Below are 15,693 nucleotides of genomic sequence, written 5' to 3' on the forward strand. Positions count from 1 at the left end.
TTCATGCCACACGTCATGAGAACAAGGATGAGAAAGACAAGAAGGGCAAGGTACTGCGCCGTGAAAGACGGTATGGTTCCTACAGCCGCAGCTTCTATGTCGGCAATCAGGTGAAGGATTCCGATGTCAAGGCAAACTACAACAATGGTGTATTGACCATTGAGCTGCCTGCCAAGGAAGACAAGAAAGAGATCCCTGAAAAGAAGTACATTGCCATTGAATAATGGTATTTGCAAAGTGCCATACGTCCCCACAAGGGACGAAAGGATCTGCCCCTGAGGCAGTAAGACATACAAATCAAGGTGTTCTGGATGATTTTCCGGAACACCTTTTGTTGTTATGGGAAATGGCAGGCAGGCCTGGCGTAAAAAAAGGCTGTACGATATATTCCTGACAGCGCAATTATCATGAAATAGCAGTCTGTTGACTGCAGAACATGATATGTCATCTTTTTCTTATGAAATGTACTCAATAGAATTTCTCAAAGTGGAAAATCAAATTTCCGGTGAGGTGTACAAAGTGTCTGCTTTGAAATGATACATGCATGATACTATTTTGAAAGAGGCAGTATCGATTATTCAGTAACAGTCAAATGGTGTACTGATGAAAGGAAAGGATTGTGCTCTGACATGAAAAAATGGATTCGCATTGCAGCCATTTCACTGCTTGTTCTTGCCAGTTCATTAGCGGTTAAGTATTTTTTCTTTGACAGCTGGATCAGGTTTGTTAAGCCGGCAGCGGATGTGCCTGTCTCTGAAAATATGACGTATCATGTGCATCTGTCACGGTTTGTGCCAGGGAGAATTCAGCTGACACAGTATTCTTATCTTGAGAATGAGTGGGAAAAGACAAAAACAGTTAACGTTGATGTTGATCAGCGTGATGTGGAGCTTCATGTGGAACCGGATTCGGAAAAATACGTTTCTGTATATGTGAATGATGAGAAAGCTGCTTCCTTTGGTCCAATAGATCTGCCCAGGATAAGGGTACAGCTGCTGCTTCAAAACAGCCGGCATCTGAAAGTGGGAAAGGAACAGAACTTCTTTGCTGTTGGCAATGCGCAGGATCCTTTTAAAATCACCTATGATAACAAAACGCTTATCCCCGGCAACATTGAAACAGGTATGATTCTGTCAATCATGCTTGTTGGTAACAATTCATAAAACAGCTGTAACAGACAGCTTATCGGTGATCTGGGCTTTTTAGAATTGACTGGGGATTGATTAATATCCATTTGGAGTAATACCAAAAAGAGGCCATGGCTGATGACAGCGATGGCCTTTAAAAATGCTCATGAATTGCAGCAAAATGAATACTGGCTTATTTCTGCTGGCTGTAGAGATCGGCCAGATTGAGCAGGATCTCAACATTCTTTGACATGGACTGTACCGGGACATACTCGAAACGTCCGTGTGCATTTTCATATCCGGCAGAAAGGTTAGGGCATGGCAGACCGCGCCATGACAGTGCAGAGCCGTCTGTACCGCCGCGGAAAGCCACCTTGTGCGGCGTGATGCCAGCCATTTCAATGGCTTTGACCAGGTTTGGAATCATGAACGGAACCTTTTTGATTGCCTCACCCAGATTGCGGTACTGGATGGAAATCTCAATGGATGCGGCATCACTGCCATATCTTCTGTTGATTTCCTCGGTGATCTTTTTCAGATAATTATTGCGCTGATTGAAGATTTCAGAATCATGGTCACGCACAATCATGGTCAGTCTGGCATGTTCGCAGGTGCCATCAAAACTGATCACGTGATAGAAGCCTTCTCTGCCTTCGGTATACTGCGGTTTTTCGAGTTTCGGCAGCATGCCCATGAATTCTGCACCCATATCCACGGCATTCTTCATAATGCCCTTGGCTGTACCGGTATGTACAGATAGACCAGTGAAAGTGACAATGGCCTCAGAGGCATTGAAGGTTTCATCCTCATAATAGCCGCAATAGTCGCCATCCAGCGTATAAGCCACCTTAGCCTGGAATCTATCTAAATCCAGGTCTTTGGCCAAACCGCCGACTTCCTCATCCGGTGTAAAGGCAAAGGCCAGAAGATTATGCTTTCTTTCCGGATGGTTGACGAGGTATTCAATCATCGTCATGATGGCGGCAATGGATGCCTTGTCATCCCCGCCCAGCAGGGTTGTGCCGTCGGTGAGAATAAGATCCTGATGGATATAGTTTTTCAGGTTGGGGTAGTCAGATACCTTCATGACAATGTTTTTCTCTTTGTTTAATACAATGTCAGAGCCGTCATAGTCAGAGAATACCCATGGCCTGACATTTTCACCCGAGGCATCCGGGGCCGTGTCCATATGGGCCACAAAACCAACCGGCATGCCATCTTCTGTATTGGCTTTTAACCAGGCATATACCACGCAGTGCTCATCGTCATAGTACGTGTCTTTCACGCCGATATCCTGCAATTCCTGATACAGCATCTTGGCCAGATCAAACTGGCATTTTGTGCTGGGAACAGTGCCGGTATGATTGGCTGACTGTGTATTGACTTTGGCATAACGGATCAGCCGCTCTTTTACTTTTTCATCAAATGTATTCATGTTTTTCTGTGTCTCCTGATGGGACCATTATAACGCGTGAAAAATAATGCTTTCCAAGACAATTCAGGGGTGAAATATTGAGCCTGTCAGAATAAAATGTATCTGAGAGATGAAAGGGGTGGTTTTGCATGGATGGTGCCGGTCACGAACGAAGTAAGCAGAAGATGAGTGCACGTCCTTCAGACCACCTGTATTTTCTGATCACATTACATTAAGCGTCTGAAGTTTGTGCCGGTTTTCTGTATGCATGCAGTACATGAATACAGGAGGAAAAAGAATGGCAGGAGCAGTAAAAGAAAAAGATAATGAAATGTCAGCTGTGCAGTCCATTGCCCAGCTGGTCCGCAGCGGTCTTTCTCCCAAAGTGATCAAGGAGAGACTGGATGACTATCACGCCAATGATATCGCTGATACACTGGATATTCTGCGGCCCAATGAGAGGGCAATTCTGTATCGGCTGATGGATGTGGACAGTCTGTCAGATGTGATGGAGTATTCCGATGATGCGGATAAATATCTGGAAGAGATGAATCCGCGCAAGGCTTCGGATATTCTGGCTCATATGGAGCCGGATACCGCCGTTGACCTGTTGAAGAATACGGATTCCCGTTCGAAGGTTGTCTGGCTGGAGCTGATGGATGAGGTGCACCGCAACAATATCCAGCGGCTGGCATCGTATGATGAAGATACGATTGCATCCCGTATGACAACGAACTTTGTGACACTGTCTTCTTCTCTTTCGATCAAGGAAGCGATGAGTTCACTGGTCAGACAGGCAGAGGATCATGACAATATCTCACAGCTGTATGTGGTAGATGAAAAGGGCATCTACTATGGTGAGATTGACCTGAAAGAGCTGATTCTGGCACGCCAGGATGAAAAGCTGGAAGACATTGTTGTGACTGAGTATCCGTATGTATATGCGGATGAAAAGATTGAGGACTGTCTGGAAAAACTGAAGGATTATTCCGAGGAGTCAATTCCGGTATTGTCTGATGAAAACCGTATTCTTGGTGTGATTACTTCTCAGGATGTCGTTGAAGTTGTCGATGATGAAATGGGTGATGATTATGCCAAGCTCGCTGGTTTGACTGCAGAGGAAGATCTGCGTGAACCGCTGAAGGAATCTGTGCATAAGCGTCTGCCATGGCTGGTGCTATTGCTTGTACTTGGCTTGTTTGTATCAAGTGTTGTCGGCCTGTTTGAAACGGTTGTAGCAGCACTGCCGATGATCATGAGCTTCCAGTCCATGATTCTGGATATGTCTGGTAACGTCGGCACCCAGTCGCTTGCAGTTACCATCCGCGTATTGATGGATGAAAAGCTCACTGGCAAAGACAAGCTGCATCTTGTTCTGAAGGAAATGCGCTGTGGTCTTGTCAATGGCATGATTCTTGGTGCTCTGGCGTTTGTCGGTGTTGGTATCTTCATTGTGCTCTTCAAGCACTATACACCGGCCCATGGCTTTGCCGTTTCCGGCTGCATCGGCATCTCTCTGATGGTTGCCATGTTAATCTCCAGTGCGGTTGGCACCGTCATCCCGCTGTTCTTCAAGCAGATCGGTGTTGACCCGGCTGTGGCATCCGGACCATTAATTACAACGGTCACTGACCTTGTTGGTGTTGTGACATACTATGGCCTGGCATGGCTGCTGTTAATTGAAACAATTCATATCGCATAAAAAAAGCTGGTCATCCAGCTTTTTAATTGCGGTGATCACACTTTTCACACTGGGCCAGCATGTTCTCACTGCCTTCTTTATAGAAGATACCGGACCAGCTGCAGATACTCTGCAGAATCGGTACAACCGATTCTCCCTTCTTTGTCAGGGAATATTCTACACGTGGTGGAATTTCATCATAGGATTTCCGGCTGATCAGATCATCCTGAATCAGCTCCTTGAGTGTTGCGGCAAGTACAGCATCGGTGATGTTTTTCATCTCCTTGCGGATGCCGCTGTAGCGCAGTGCACCTTTCTCATTCAATACACACAGAACCCTTGACTTCCATTTGCCGCCAAACACCTTTAAGCCATATTCCAATGGACAGCGGATATCATCTTCTGTTTTCTTCTGATACATACTAGACGCCTTCTTTCCCGGCAGCACAGACTGTCTGCTTCAATACTAGCAGTAACTTTGAAAAAGAGAAATACTATGAAAATTCATAGTGTATTTGGACATCAGGCACTATGAAAATCATAAGTGACTCATAAATTTCCTGATATCTTCCTTGGCCAAAGTCACGGTGCTAACTTATAGCTGCGCTGATGAAGAACACCAGCAAGGAGGATAAGAGTGATGTTAAACGAAGATGTAAGAAAGCTGTTGAATGAATCTATGTGGGATCTGGCAACATGTGCCGATAATATGCCGAATGTTGTCCCGGTTGCCTTCAAGGAAGTAACAGATGATGGCAAGCTGCTGGTTGGTGATGTGTTCCTGGAGACAACATTGAAGAACCTGAAGGCAAACAATGGCCGTCTGGCAATCTCTGTTTATGATGCTAAGAGTCTGAAGGGCTATCAGATCAAGGGTACTGCAGAGTACGTGACGGAAGGAAAGATTGTGGATGACTTCAAGGCCATGGTAGAACAGATGTTCAAGGGTGCTGCAAGCGCTAAAGGAGCTTTGATCATCACACCGGAAAAGGTCATTGTGACAACCCCTGGTGCCGATAACAAGAAAGTACTCTGATAAGCCATCTGTCAAAAAAAGCTGATCATCATGCCATGTGTCAGCGATGATGATCCATACAATTGTCGTCTATCTCTTTGCAAATCCGGAAGGTACTTCTTGTCAGAAGGAATGCCTTCCGCTTTTGTTATTTCAGTTTCTGCATCTCAATGACTGTCTTGGTCGATTCAAATTCATTGCCATGCAGGCCTCTGTCATCATATTCAATCTCGCCGGATTGATTGTCATAGGGATCGCTGCGCCACCATTTCTTGGCTGGCTTGAATTCCTGCTGGAAGGCATTGTTGGCAGCCATGCGGAAGGAATCCAGATTGCCAAAGTAGAATTTCTGCCGTTTCAGGTTTTTGACCCTGAAAGCAGAGCCGCCAAAGGAGGGATCCGCGAACAGCCATCCATATGGTTTGATGTAGAACATTGCCCAGTCATGATTGCCGGCACTTTCCGGGGTAACATACAGGCCGGACTGCCAGTGGGCAGGAATGCCTGCACAGCGGCATAAGGTGATGAACAGCAGGGCTTTGACACCACAGTCACCGATCCGCTGGGTGGCAGAATATTCGTTGATTAATCCCAGGGTCATATATTCCCGCATATAGGCATAGGTGACATTCTCTGTACAATAGCGGTAGAAATTCCATGCTTTCCGATAGGGGTCTGTCTCGTTTTTGCTGAGTTCTTTGCACAATGCTTTGATCAATGGGGAAAAGACAATCTGCGGCTGTTCTTCCTGAATGTCAAAATCCGCTGTTTCTGTAGGAATGTGGTGATCCTGATGGTAGCGAACGATGGAATCATATTCGTATTCCACAAAGAAAGGATGATTTTCCTGCAGATCTTCCTGAAAGGAAATGGTGCGGCTTAAACTGTCTGGACCATCGATGAAGGCATGATCACTGTGATCTAGAATGTGGATATTCTGCATATTCATGCATTCAGCGGGAATGGGAAGATGGACAAGCACTCTGCCTGGATGGAAGACTTCATCCTTGATCCTGATTTCCGTGCGCAGATGAATATGTCTTCCCGCATGACCTGTTTCTTCCATCTCTTTGATATTGTCATCCAGCAGCTGGTTTGTTTGGGAAAGCGGGCATCCCACCGCTGCTGCAATTTCAGGCCATACTTTCTGCATGGACGCAAAGAAGCGCGACTGCAGATGGACTTTCCCATTGAGATAAATCCAGTCCGCTGCCTTGCTGTCTTCATAGTGATGCAGGTCTTCCATTGTAAAAGAAGGAATCTCTTTTCTGACGATGGCAAGGGCCTGCTCTTCATCATACGGATAGGCCTGCGGCAGGCGTAAAAGTACTTCCTGTTCCACTTCCAGCCGGTCTTTCATGCATTTTGGTGTAGCAGCATCCTGCCGATACAGATCAATCAGACGTTTTGCTCTGTCAAAGTCACCGGCGGCCTTGGCTTTGGCCACATCCTCTGGCAGAGGAAGGCGCAGAGAATCAAGTTTTTCCAGCATATTGTGTCTCCTTGCAAAATATCATACACTTTTTCATCAAGCTTTCACATTTGTTTCATCGTTTGTGCACAACTGATTTGTACTATATAACTGTCAGATGAGAACATCATCTGAAAAAAATGATTTCTTTCCCTCCCTGAAAATGAATCATGATTGGAGAAAGGTCCCTGTGCCAGCGGGGATCTTTTTCATTATCTGATAGAACTGTTTCACATTTGAACAAGGCTGCCCATATGATACTCAAACGTGGTAATATGAAGATATTCTGCGGTATATGGGGGAAAGCTTGCGGACAGGAGGGTTTTTCGCGTGAAAAAATGGAAACGGCTGTCCGAAGTTGTTTTAATCGTTCTTGGATGTTTTCTGCTGTTTTGTTCCTTTTTCTCCATTGTGAAGGAAAATCAATCTTATGATCTGATGAACCAGGACATTGCCAGGGATATTCATGACGATACCGGCGAAAAGGTGCTTTTGCTCTGTTCTGGTGCAGCTGGTGATCTGGATGTCCAGTTTGAGCAGAATGCCATCCAGGATACGCTGTACCGTCAGGGTATTGGCTATGATGCTGTGTACCTTCACGATGTGAGCGATGCACTTTTGCAGCAGGAACTGCAGGAAAAAATCGATCATGGCATGCAGGGTGTAATTGCCTGCGGTGATGCGGCTTTTACGCTTGCCTGCCGTGAACAAAGCAGCCTGTTTGCCAGCCTGCCGGTATTCTTCATGGATGTGACAGACCAGGATCTTGCCAGAACACAGGTGCAGGCTAATCCGCTGTTTGCCGGTGTCTGTGACAGTAAACGTCTGGAAAATGCCATCTCTGCATTTGTCCATATTCTGCCGGATGCTGGTTATCTTACGGTAGTTACCGATGGCAGTGCACAGGGACTGACAGATCAGAAAGATCTGCAGGAGGCAATGGCAGCTCATCCGGATCTCAAGGTACACCTGCTGCAGGCGGATCAGATGACAAGAGACGACCTTCAGCAGCAGATTGCAGCCTGTGATGACAGTACCATTCTTGTCTATCTGGAAGCCGGCCGTGATCAGTATGGGAATACGTATTCCATTTCAGACAATGCCGAAATGTTTGCTCAATATGCCTCTGTGCCGGTGTTTGGCATTCATCCCGGCGGTATTGGCAGCGGCATTGCCGGTACCATCAGTGTCAATTTTACCAAGGAAGCACAGAAGACGGCTTCACTTGCCGCAAGTGTTCTGTTAAACAAGACAACGGTGCAGAGCATTGGTTTACAGACAGATTCCTCTTCATTTTCGGTGTTTGATGCAGATCTGCTTTCTGAATACAGCATTGCCAGAAAAGATCTGCCGGACAATGCCTTTATTGACCAGGATGGAAAGGCATCGTTTGCTTTGCACAGTACTGTAAAGATGCAGATGGCCAGTGCCATTACCGGTGTACTGCTGCTGGCTGCCGGTTTGTTAATCAATGCGCGCTCCTACCGCCGGATTGCCATAGCGGCAAGTGAAGAACACCAGCAGCTGCAGTATCTTGCCCAGCATGATGCTTTGACAGGTTTATATAACCGTGAGACAACCTTTGCCAGGCTGCTGCCATGGCTGCATGGTGCTTCCACGTATACGATGATTACGCTGGATCTGGATGATCTCAAGGAAATCAATGATACCTATTCCCACCCATGCGGTGATGTCGTGGTGGCTGCGGTTGGCCGCAGGCTTCATTCCTTTGCCAGAGAAAATGATGGCTTTGTGTCACGCTATGGCGGTGATGAATTCCTGTTTGTCAAACGCAATGTCAATGTAACTCCTGATGATCCTCTGGTCTCTGATATGATGGCACTTGTTTCCGCACAGATTATGGCAGATCATCAGCCGCTTTCTGTTTCTGTCAGTGTGGGCATTCGCAACTGTACCGGCAGCTATCAGGATCCCCAGCGGCTGGTGCTGGATGCGGATCTGGCCATGTATGAGGCCAAGCGCAAAGGTAAAAACTGTGCTGTTTTGTATACAGCAGAAATGCGGAAGAAACTGCAGGAGAGCCATGATGCCCGTCAGGCAGTGGTGGATGCGATTCACTGTGATGGGTTTAAGATGGTATACCAGCCTCAGGTCAGTACTGTTACCCAGCAGCTGGCTGGGTATGAGGCTCTGGTGCGGCTGAAGAATGCCCGCTTTGGACCGGATGTGTTTATTCCGGCGGCGGAAAAAGCCGGACTGATCTGTGAAGTTGGCAGAATCATCACCGAAAAAGTCATTGCCCAGATGGCTTTGTGGCAGTGTGAGGGCAGAAAGCTGTATCCGGTTTCGATCAATTACAGTCCGGGTCAGATCAGTGATACGGGCTATGTAAAATGGCTGCAGGAAATGCTGGAAAAGTATCATATTCCACCGCATCTTCTGAAGATTGAGATTACAGAGAGCATGTTCATGAACAATACACAGGAATCTGTGCGACTGTTTGATGAGCTGCACAGGATCCGTGTCGGCCTGCTCATGGATGATTTTGGCACCGGTTATTCTTCGTTGAGCTATCTGAGCTGGATTCCGTTCAATACGATCAAGATTGACCGCTCGGTTGTGACAGAATGGCTGAAACCAGGGGCACAGGATGCGATGAATGATCTGATTTCCATGGCGCATCATCTGGGCCGCAGCCTGATTGCGGAAGGTGTCGAGACAAAGGAGCAGTATGAGATCCTGAAGAAGCAGGGATGTGATTATATTCAGGGCTTCTATTTCAGCCGGCCGATTTCTGCTGAGGAGGCAATTGCCTGGCGCATCGGGGAATCCTGATGTGCTTTTTTGTATGGCAAGAGAATGGTTGTGATGGTCTTTGCCGGCGCATATACTTGTAATGCAGAGGTAAAAATGAAGATAAAGCCAATGACATGGATACGCAGGAAGGATATTACCGGCGTACCTGACAGAAATAAAAGAGGTGCTGCTTACTGGCAGCGGAAAAAGAATGCTGGTGGAAAGGGCAGTTCATCCAGCATGGTGGATACAGGAGGAAAGCATGGCAACGATTAAGGATATTGCCAGGATTACCGGTTACAGTATTGGTACGGTATCCCGGGTGATCAATCATCATCAGGATGTTTCAGAGAAAGCAAGAAAAGAGATTGAACAGGTGATTGCACAGGAGGGCTATCAGCCCAATGCCAATGCAAAGCTGCTTAAACAGACGCATACAAGCAGTATTACGGTGTTTATCAAGAGCACCTGCAACATCTTTCTCAATGGCATGCTGGAGAATATCCAGAGCATGCTGAAACAGGCAGGGAAAGAAGTGAAAGTTGTCTTCCTGGATGAAAACAGTGATGAAGTTCTGGCCGCAAAACGTATTTGTCATGACAATCATCCCCGCGGATTGCTGTTTCTGGGTGCTGACCTGGACCATTTCCGCCATGAATATGAAGAGATGGGTGTGCCAGCCGTACTGGTAGCGGCCGATGGCAATGATCTGCACATTGACAGTCTTTCTTCTTACTGTACGGATGATGATGCCGGTGCCCGGGCAGCAGCTGCCTATCTGATTGACCACGGACACCGTAATATCGGTCTGCTGGGCGGCGTGGATCCGGATGTCAAAGGACAGGTTGCCTATAAACGTTTTCATGGTTTAAGCAGCTGTCTGAAGGAGCACGATCTTCCCTTTGTACGCAGCCGGCAGTATTCTCCCTGTGAGTTTTCTCTGGAAGGCGGTTATGAAGCAGGGAAGAATCTATTGCAGACATTCCCGGAAGTCACAGCAGTATTCTGCATGAGTGATACGGTTGCCATAGGTGCTATGCGGGCATTCTCTGAAGCAGGCCGCCGTATTCCACAGGATATTTCCATCATTGGCTTTGATGGCATCGACTATTCCCAGTTTACAGTTCCCCGTCTGACAACGGTATGTCAGGATACCGAGACAATTGTGCGCAGCAGTGTCAATGATCTGTTGATGCGGATCAAGACAGATGCACCTGCCTGCCACAGTATGGTGCCGTTTCACATTGTGGAAGGAGAAAGTGTCAGCCGGATTTCAAAGTGAATGTGGTATGAGGCTGTCTTTGGCCAGCTGACAGTAGTTATCTGCATTTTTCTGGATATTTTCAATTTCTTCTTTACTCAGATTGCGCATGATTCTGCCTGGTACGCCAATAATCAATACACCTTCCGGGTATTCCTTGTCCTGGGGAACAAGAGCACCTGCAGCGACAATCGTATTGGCATGGATATGAGCGCCGTTCATGATAATGGCGCCCATGCCGACCAGCACATTGTCATCTATGGTGCAGCCATGGATGATGGCACTGTGGCCAACCGTAACATTGTTTCCAATTGTCACAGGATGTCCTTTGGATCCATGCACCATGACAAGATCCTGAATGTTGGTATTGGCACCAACAGCAATGGGCTCCATATCACCGCGCAGGACGGCATTGTGCCAGACGGAACTGTTTTCCTGCAGTGATACTGTTCCTGTGATCACAGTATGAATACCGGTATAATATGCTTTCATAAAAATCCTCCTGAAACATTAATTCAATCATAATGCAATGGACCTCATGCGTGGTATGTCTTTGGCAGATTTACAACATAGACTGTCAGGTAATAGATTATGCCTATATCTGATGATTGTTTTCTGATATTTTTCTTTCCTGACTTTGAAAAGTAAACTGAACACATTAAAGCAGGAAAGAGAAGAGAACAGCAGAAACAGCATAAAGATGGCTTTTATGCATCTGTTGTATACTGTGGCACACTGTTTTTCTTACTTCTTTTTCTTTGCGCTGAAAAACCAAAGGGGAGGAAAAGGAAACATTATGAAACGCAATGTCATCAGAACAGTAACAGCAGCGCTGCTTGCGGCATCTCTGGCAGGATGCGGAAGTTCAACTGCCGCAGCTTCTTCATCTTCATCCAGTGCATCATCTTCTTCATCTGACAAGGTAATCAGAGTAGGTGCATCCACAACACCGCATGCTGAAATCCTGAACAATGTTGTCAAGGATGTGCTGGCAGAGGAGGGATGGGATCTGGAAGTGACCGAGTTCACGGACTATGTCACGCCAAATACAGCACTGGAGGAAGGCTCCCTGGATGCCAACTATTTCCAGACACTTGGCTACATGGAAGGACAGAATGAAGATAAAGGCATGCACCTGGCAGCGGCCGTTGGCATGCATATTGAGCCGATGGGCATCTATTCTTCCAAGATTACAAGTCTGGATGATCTGCAGGACGGTGCTGAGATTTCTCTGCCGAATGATACCGAGAATACAGACCGCGGTCTAAGAGTGCTGATTCAGGCAGGCCTGCTGAAGGATCCTGGCACCGATGGCAATCTGTCTGAAACAGACTTCAATGGTAACAGCGAGCTGAATCCGCATAACTACAAGATCACACCGGTAGAAGCAGCACAGGTTTCCCGTACACTGGATGATGTCGATATTGCCGTTGTCAATGGCAACTATGCATTGGAAGCAGATCTGCCGTCCACATATCCGGCAATCTACGTAGAACAGTTTGACGCGGAAACAACGATTGTCCGTACGAACTTCATCGTTGTGGAAGAAGACCAGCTGGACAGTGAAAAGACCAAGGCGCTGGTCAAGGCAGTCACATCTGACAAGGTCAAGCAGTACATTGAGGATACCTACAAAGGTGCGGTCATTCCTTCTTTCATTGATGAAAAAGGAAATCCGGTTACTTCAGACTAACAGATTCAATAACATACTGGCTCTGTGGCATTTCTGCCATAGAGCCATTTTCTTTTGCAAAACAGAAGACCAAACGTGATACTTCCAGCTTTGCTATAGATCAAAGCTATAACTGATGATCGTTTTCTGGTATTTGTGGAAGTATTGCATCGCGAAATTTGGAGGGTATACTAAGAACCATCAAAGGCAAGGAAGGGAAGAGTAAACAGAGAGCCAAGGCATACAGAGAAGTTTCTGCATCTGCTGAAAGGAAACTGCGGCGGCACTGATTGAACATGGTCCTGGAGCTGCCTGGCCGACATGTAGGTCAGGACGGGGAATCCCGTTATAGATTGCGAGTATTTCTGGTTTATTCGGCGTACTTGAAGAGGAAGTGACCGTGAGGTCATTTTGAAGTAAGGTGGTAACGCGCAGACAGCGCCCTTATCTATGAGGGTGCTGTCTTTATTTTTACCGGCATCTTTCCGCTTCAAGCAAAAAGGAAAAAGAGGAGGAAAAGAAAACGCTATGAAAAAGAATTTGATCAGAACCATTACAGCTGCTGTGCTGGCAGCATCCCTGGCAGGATGCGGAAGTGCTTCCACTGCTTCAACATCAAGCAGTGCATCTGCAGATTCAGGTGATAAGGTCATCAAGGTTGGTGCGACATCCACACCGCATGCAGAGATTCTGAACAATGTTGTTAAAGATGTTCTGGCAGAGGATGGCTGGACACTGGAAGTGACTGAGTTCACAGATTATGTCACACCAAATACTGCCCTGGAAGAGGGCTCTCTGGATGCCAACTACTTCCAGACACTTGGCTACATGAATGATCAGAATGAATCCAACGGCCTGCATCTGGCTGCTGCTGTCGGTGTACATATTGAACCGATGGGCATCTATTCTTCCAAGCTGACAAGCCTGGATGATCTGCAGGATGGTGCCGAGATTTCTCTGCCGAACGATTCTGATAACCTGGACCGCGGCCTGAGAGTGCTTGTACAGGCTGGCCTGCTGAAGGATCCTGGCACAACAGACTATGTCACTGAATCCACATTCAATGGCAACAGTGAGTTGAATCCGCATAACTACAAGATCACACCGGTTGAAGCAGCACAAGTTTCCCGTACACTGGATGATGTCGACATTGCGGTTGTCAATGGCAACTATGCTCTTGAAGCAAGCCTGCCTTCCACACACCCGGCCATCTATGTTGAGCAGTTCGATGATGCTACAAAGATTGCCCGCACAAACTTCGTGGTTGTTGAAAAGGATAACCTGGACAGTGAGAAGACAAAGGCTCTTGTAAAGGCCATTACATCTGACAAGGTCAAGCAGTATATTGAAGATACCTACAAGGGATCTGTCATTGCTTCCTTCATTGATGAGAATGGCAACCCGGTTACTTCTGACTGAGTCTTACATCAATCATAAGCATCTGTTCAGGGGTGAGAAATCACTCCTGAACATTTGTTGTTTACAGGAAGGAGCGATTGCATGATTGATCTGGTAAATGTACAGAAGAGCTTCGGTGATAACGAAGTTCTCAAGAATATCAATATTCATATCAATGACAAGGAAATCTACGGAATCATCGGCCAGTCCGGTGCCGGCAAGTCCACACTGCTGCGCTGCATCAATGGCCTGGAAGATTTCCAGTCAGGCACAATTACAGTAGATGGGCAGAAGATTGACTGCCATGACAAGAAGAAGCTGCGTGAGCAGCGCAAGGACATGGGCATGATTTTCCAGAACTTCAATCTGCTGAGCCGTCTGGATGTCTATGACAATGTGGCACTGCCGATGCATTTCTGGGGCATTAATCCCAACAAGCCGGAAAACAAGCAGAAAATCGAGCATCTGATTGATCTGGTTGGTCTTTCGGATAAAGTGCATGCCCGTCCGTCTGAATTATCCGGCGGTCAGAAGCAGCGTGTTGCCATTGCCAGAGCTCTGGTCAATGATCCCAAGATCCTGCTTTGCGATGAAGCAACCAGTGCATTGGATCCACGTATCACCAATGGTATTCTGGAACTGCTGAAGAAGATTAACAAAGAGATGGGTATCACCATCGTGGTTGTCACTCATCAGATGGAAGTCGTCAAGCAGATCTGTGAGCGTGTTGCCTTTTTGAAAAATGGTGTTGTACTGGCAGAAGGCAAGCCGGAAGATCTGTTTGTCCGTCCGACTGCGGATATCCGCCGCTTCCTTGGTGAAGAGGGCCAGCATCTGCCGACAACCGGTGTCAATGTCCAGCTGTTTTTCACAGACAACAGCTCCAAAGAACCAGTTATTACAGAGATGGCAAGAGAGCTTGGCATTGACTTCTCGATCTGCTGGGCAAAACTGGAGGAATTCCGCACCGATATCTACGGTTCCCTTGTCATTAACATCGATGAGAAAGATCAGGACCGCGTCGCTGCCTTCCTGAAAGAAAAAGGTGTGGCCTGGGAGGTGCTGAAAGCATGAGTATGTCTGCAGTTTTATGGCAGGGCACACAGCAGACCCTGTACATGGTATTTGTCTCCACCCTGGTGGCTGTCATCATCGGCTTCTTCCTGTCGATTGTACTGACCCTGACAGCACCGGATGGCTTAAAGCCTAACAAAGTTGTCTATGGCATCCTGGATGTCATCGTCAATATTTTCCGTTCTTTCCCGTTTATTATCTTGATGCTGCTGGTCATTCCACTGACAAGACTCATTGTCGGCAAGTCTATCGGCACAACGGCTGCCATCGTGCCGCTGACCATCTATGCCATTCCGTTCATTGCCCGTGTGTTTGAAAACGCAATGCGTGAAACGGATCCCGGTGTCATTGAAGCGGCCAAGTCCTTTGGCGCAACTGATATGCAGATCATCTGGAGAGTATATTTCAAGGAAAGTGTTCCCCGTCTGCTCAACGGCATCGTCCTTCTCATCATCAACATGGTCGGTGCTTCCGCAATGGCTGGTACCGTTGGCGGCGGCGGTCTTGGTGATGTTGCCATCAGAAAAGGTTACCAGTCTTACGATATCAAGTATCTGTTCTGGACATCTGTGATCCTGATTGTATTTGTCCAGCTTGTTCAGGCGATTGGCAACTGGCTGTATCGTAAAAAGAGCTGAAAAGACTGCTGTCATAACAAAAAGAAAAGGTCGGAATGGAATTTCCCATTTCTGGCCTTTTTTAGGTGTGTCGGGCATGACACACATCCAGCCTGCAGCAGACGCAGGTCACGGGTATTTGTCGCCAAGTGAAGTGAACCACCAGCCGCAGGCGGTGACGCCGAGGGTGAAAGCAGTGGCTAGCA

At 47.1% G+C, this 15,693-nt stretch carries 15 protein-coding genes and 1 other annotated feature; of the genes, 11 read left to right on the forward strand and 4 right to left on the reverse strand.

The features are described 5' to 3' along the window. Both SOI44_RS09640 and SOI44_RS09645 read left to right on the forward strand, forming a co-directional pair. On the forward strand, positions 1-224 hold a 224-nt coding region (locus SOI44_RS09640), incomplete at its 5' end, for an Hsp20 family protein (RefSeq protein ID WP_331349000.1). A 405-nt stretch (positions 225-629) separates the two neighbouring features. Further along, positions 630-1,163 (forward strand): hypothetical protein, encoded by a 534-nt coding sequence (locus tag SOI44_RS09645; RefSeq protein ID WP_331349001.1) that lies wholly within the window; start codon positions 630-632, stop codon positions 1,161-1,163. Between the two features lie 157 nt (positions 1,164-1,320). Here the strand turns inward: SOI44_RS09645 and pepT are convergent, their stop codons facing one another. Next, the gene (gene pepT / locus SOI44_RS09650) at positions 1,321-2,562 is read right to left on the reverse strand and encodes a peptidase T (protein WP_331349002.1); all 1,242 of its coding nucleotides are present in this window, start codon (positions 2,560-2,562) and stop codon (positions 1,321-1,323) included. 277 nt (positions 2,563-2,839) lie between these two features. On the opposite strand from pepT, the gene mgtE reads away from it, so the two are divergent. Continuing rightward, entirely contained in the window at positions 2,840-4,243 is a 1,404-nt protein-coding gene (gene mgtE / locus SOI44_RS09655) for a magnesium transporter (protein WP_331349003.1), read from the forward strand. Between the two features lie 22 nt (positions 4,244-4,265). Here the strand turns inward: mgtE and SOI44_RS09660 are convergent, their stop codons facing one another. Then, positions 4,266-4,643 (reverse strand): winged helix-turn-helix transcriptional regulator, encoded by a 378-nt coding sequence (locus SOI44_RS09660; RefSeq protein ID WP_331349004.1) that lies wholly within the window; start codon positions 4,641-4,643, stop codon positions 4,266-4,268. Between the two features lie 219 nt (positions 4,644-4,862). Between SOI44_RS09660 and SOI44_RS09665 the strand changes: the two genes are divergently transcribed. After that, on the forward strand, positions 4,863-5,258 hold the full coding sequence (locus SOI44_RS09665) for a pyridoxamine 5'-phosphate oxidase family protein (RefSeq protein WP_331349005.1): 396 nt from the start codon (positions 4,863-4,865) through the stop codon (positions 5,256-5,258). Positions 5,259-5,385: 127 nt separating this feature from the next. Here SOI44_RS09665 and SOI44_RS09670 read toward each other — a convergent pair whose 3' ends face one another. Then, complete coding sequence (locus SOI44_RS09670; RefSeq protein WP_331349006.1) at positions 5,386-6,729, reverse strand: transglutaminase-like domain-containing protein; 1,344 nt, start codon at positions 6,727-6,729, stop codon at positions 5,386-5,388. A gap of 309 nt (positions 6,730-7,038) precedes the next feature. Here SOI44_RS09670 and SOI44_RS09675 point away from each other — a divergent pair, with 309 nt between their 5' ends. Genes SOI44_RS09675 through SOI44_RS09685 form a run of 3 tightly spaced genes read left to right on the forward strand, consistent with a single transcriptional unit; the run spans position 7,039 to position 10,747 of the window. Beyond that, on the forward strand, positions 7,039-9,504 hold the full coding sequence (locus SOI44_RS09675; RefSeq protein WP_331349007.1) for a putative bifunctional diguanylate cyclase/phosphodiesterase: 2,466 nt from the start codon (positions 7,039-7,041) through the stop codon (positions 9,502-9,504). A 33-nt stretch (positions 9,505-9,537) separates the two neighbouring features. Beyond that, complete coding sequence (locus SOI44_RS09680) at positions 9,538-9,741, forward strand: hypothetical protein (protein ID WP_331349008.1); 204 nt, start codon at positions 9,538-9,540, stop codon at positions 9,739-9,741. Beyond that, positions 9,728-10,747: a LacI family DNA-binding transcriptional regulator gene (locus tag SOI44_RS09685; RefSeq protein ID WP_331349009.1), complete on the forward strand. Its 1,020-nt coding sequence runs from the start codon at positions 9,728-9,730 to the stop codon at positions 10,745-10,747. The genes SOI44_RS09680 and SOI44_RS09685 overlap by 14 nt, the downstream gene beginning before the upstream one ends. Here SOI44_RS09685 and SOI44_RS09690 read toward each other — a convergent pair. Next, on the reverse strand, positions 10,739-11,218 hold the full coding sequence (locus SOI44_RS09690) for a gamma carbonic anhydrase family protein (RefSeq protein ID WP_331349010.1): 480 nt from the start codon (positions 11,216-11,218) through the stop codon (positions 10,739-10,741). The genes SOI44_RS09685 and SOI44_RS09690 overlap by 9 nt on opposite strands. Positions 11,219-11,522: 304 nt before the next feature. On the opposite strand from SOI44_RS09690, the gene SOI44_RS09695 reads away from it, so the two are divergent. The 4 genes from SOI44_RS09695 (at position 11,523) to SOI44_RS09710 (ending at position 15,508) form a co-directional block, all read left to right on the forward strand. Then, positions 11,523-12,419, forward strand: a complete 897-nt coding sequence (locus SOI44_RS09695; RefSeq protein ID WP_331349011.1) for a MetQ/NlpA family ABC transporter substrate-binding protein — start codon at positions 11,523-11,525, stop codon at positions 12,417-12,419. 180 nt (positions 12,420-12,599) lie between these two features. Continuing rightward, positions 12,600-12,847: a binding site (T-box leader), on the forward strand. 79 nt (positions 12,848-12,926) lie between these two features. Then, positions 12,927-13,817 (forward strand): MetQ/NlpA family ABC transporter substrate-binding protein, encoded by an 891-nt coding sequence (locus SOI44_RS09700; protein ID WP_331349012.1) that lies wholly within the window; start codon positions 12,927-12,929, stop codon positions 13,815-13,817. A gap of 81 nt (positions 13,818-13,898) precedes the next feature. After that, a complete protein-coding gene (locus SOI44_RS09705; protein WP_331349013.1) occupies positions 13,899-14,870 on the forward strand; it encodes a methionine ABC transporter ATP-binding protein in 972 nt (323 codons plus the stop codon). Then, positions 14,867-15,508: a methionine ABC transporter permease gene (locus SOI44_RS09710; protein WP_331349014.1), complete on the forward strand. Its 642-nt coding sequence runs from the start codon at positions 14,867-14,869 to the stop codon at positions 15,506-15,508. The genes SOI44_RS09705 and SOI44_RS09710 overlap by 4 nt, the downstream gene beginning before the upstream one ends. The last annotated feature ends 185 nt before the right edge of the window (positions 15,509-15,693 follow it).

Source organism: Lactimicrobium sp. (genome assembly GCF_036453465.1).
In the GTDB taxonomy this organism is placed as follows: domain Bacteria; phylum Bacillota_I; class Bacilli_A; order Erysipelotrichales; family Erysipelotrichaceae; genus Bulleidia.

Bases quoted from the DNA above. Each gene is read 5' to 3' on its own strand.
- mgtE (WP_331349003.1), top strand. From the start codon at position 2,840: ATGGCAGGAGCAGTAAAAGAAAAAGATAATGAAATGTCAGCTGTGCAG.
- SOI44_RS09685 (WP_331349009.1), top strand. From the start codon at position 9,728: ATGGCAACGATTAAGGATATTGCCAGGATTACCGGTTACAGTATTGGT.
- SOI44_RS09695 (WP_331349011.1), top strand. From the start codon at position 11,523: ATGAAACGCAATGTCATCAGAACAGTAACAGCAGCGCTGCTTGCGGCA.
- SOI44_RS09690 (WP_331349010.1), bottom strand. From the start codon at position 11,218: ATGAAAGCATATTATACCGGTATTCATACTGTGATCACAGGAACAGTA.
- SOI44_RS09700 (WP_331349012.1), top strand. From the start codon at position 12,927: ATGAAAAAGAATTTGATCAGAACCATTACAGCTGCTGTGCTGGCAGCA.
- pepT (WP_331349002.1), bottom strand. From the start codon at position 2,562: ATGAATACATTTGATGAAAAAGTAAAAGAGCGGCTGATCCGTTATGCC.
- SOI44_RS09670 (WP_331349006.1), bottom strand. From the start codon at position 6,729: ATGCTGGAAAAACTTGATTCTCTGCGCCTTCCTCTGCCAGAGGATGTG.
- SOI44_RS09660 (WP_331349004.1), bottom strand. From the start codon at position 4,643: ATGTATCAGAAGAAAACAGAAGATGATATCCGCTGTCCATTGGAATAT.
- SOI44_RS09645 (WP_331349001.1), top strand. From the start codon at position 630: ATGAAAAAATGGATTCGCATTGCAGCCATTTCACTGCTTGTTCTTGCC.
- SOI44_RS09665 (WP_331349005.1), top strand. From the start codon at position 4,863: ATGTTAAACGAAGATGTAAGAAAGCTGTTGAATGAATCTATGTGGGAT.
- SOI44_RS09705 (WP_331349013.1), top strand. From the start codon at position 13,899: ATGATTGATCTGGTAAATGTACAGAAGAGCTTCGGTGATAACGAAGTT.
- SOI44_RS09680 (WP_331349008.1), top strand. From the start codon at position 9,538: ATGGTCTTTGCCGGCGCATATACTTGTAATGCAGAGGTAAAAATGAAG.
- SOI44_RS09710 (WP_331349014.1), top strand. From the start codon at position 14,867: ATGAGTATGTCTGCAGTTTTATGGCAGGGCACACAGCAGACCCTGTAC.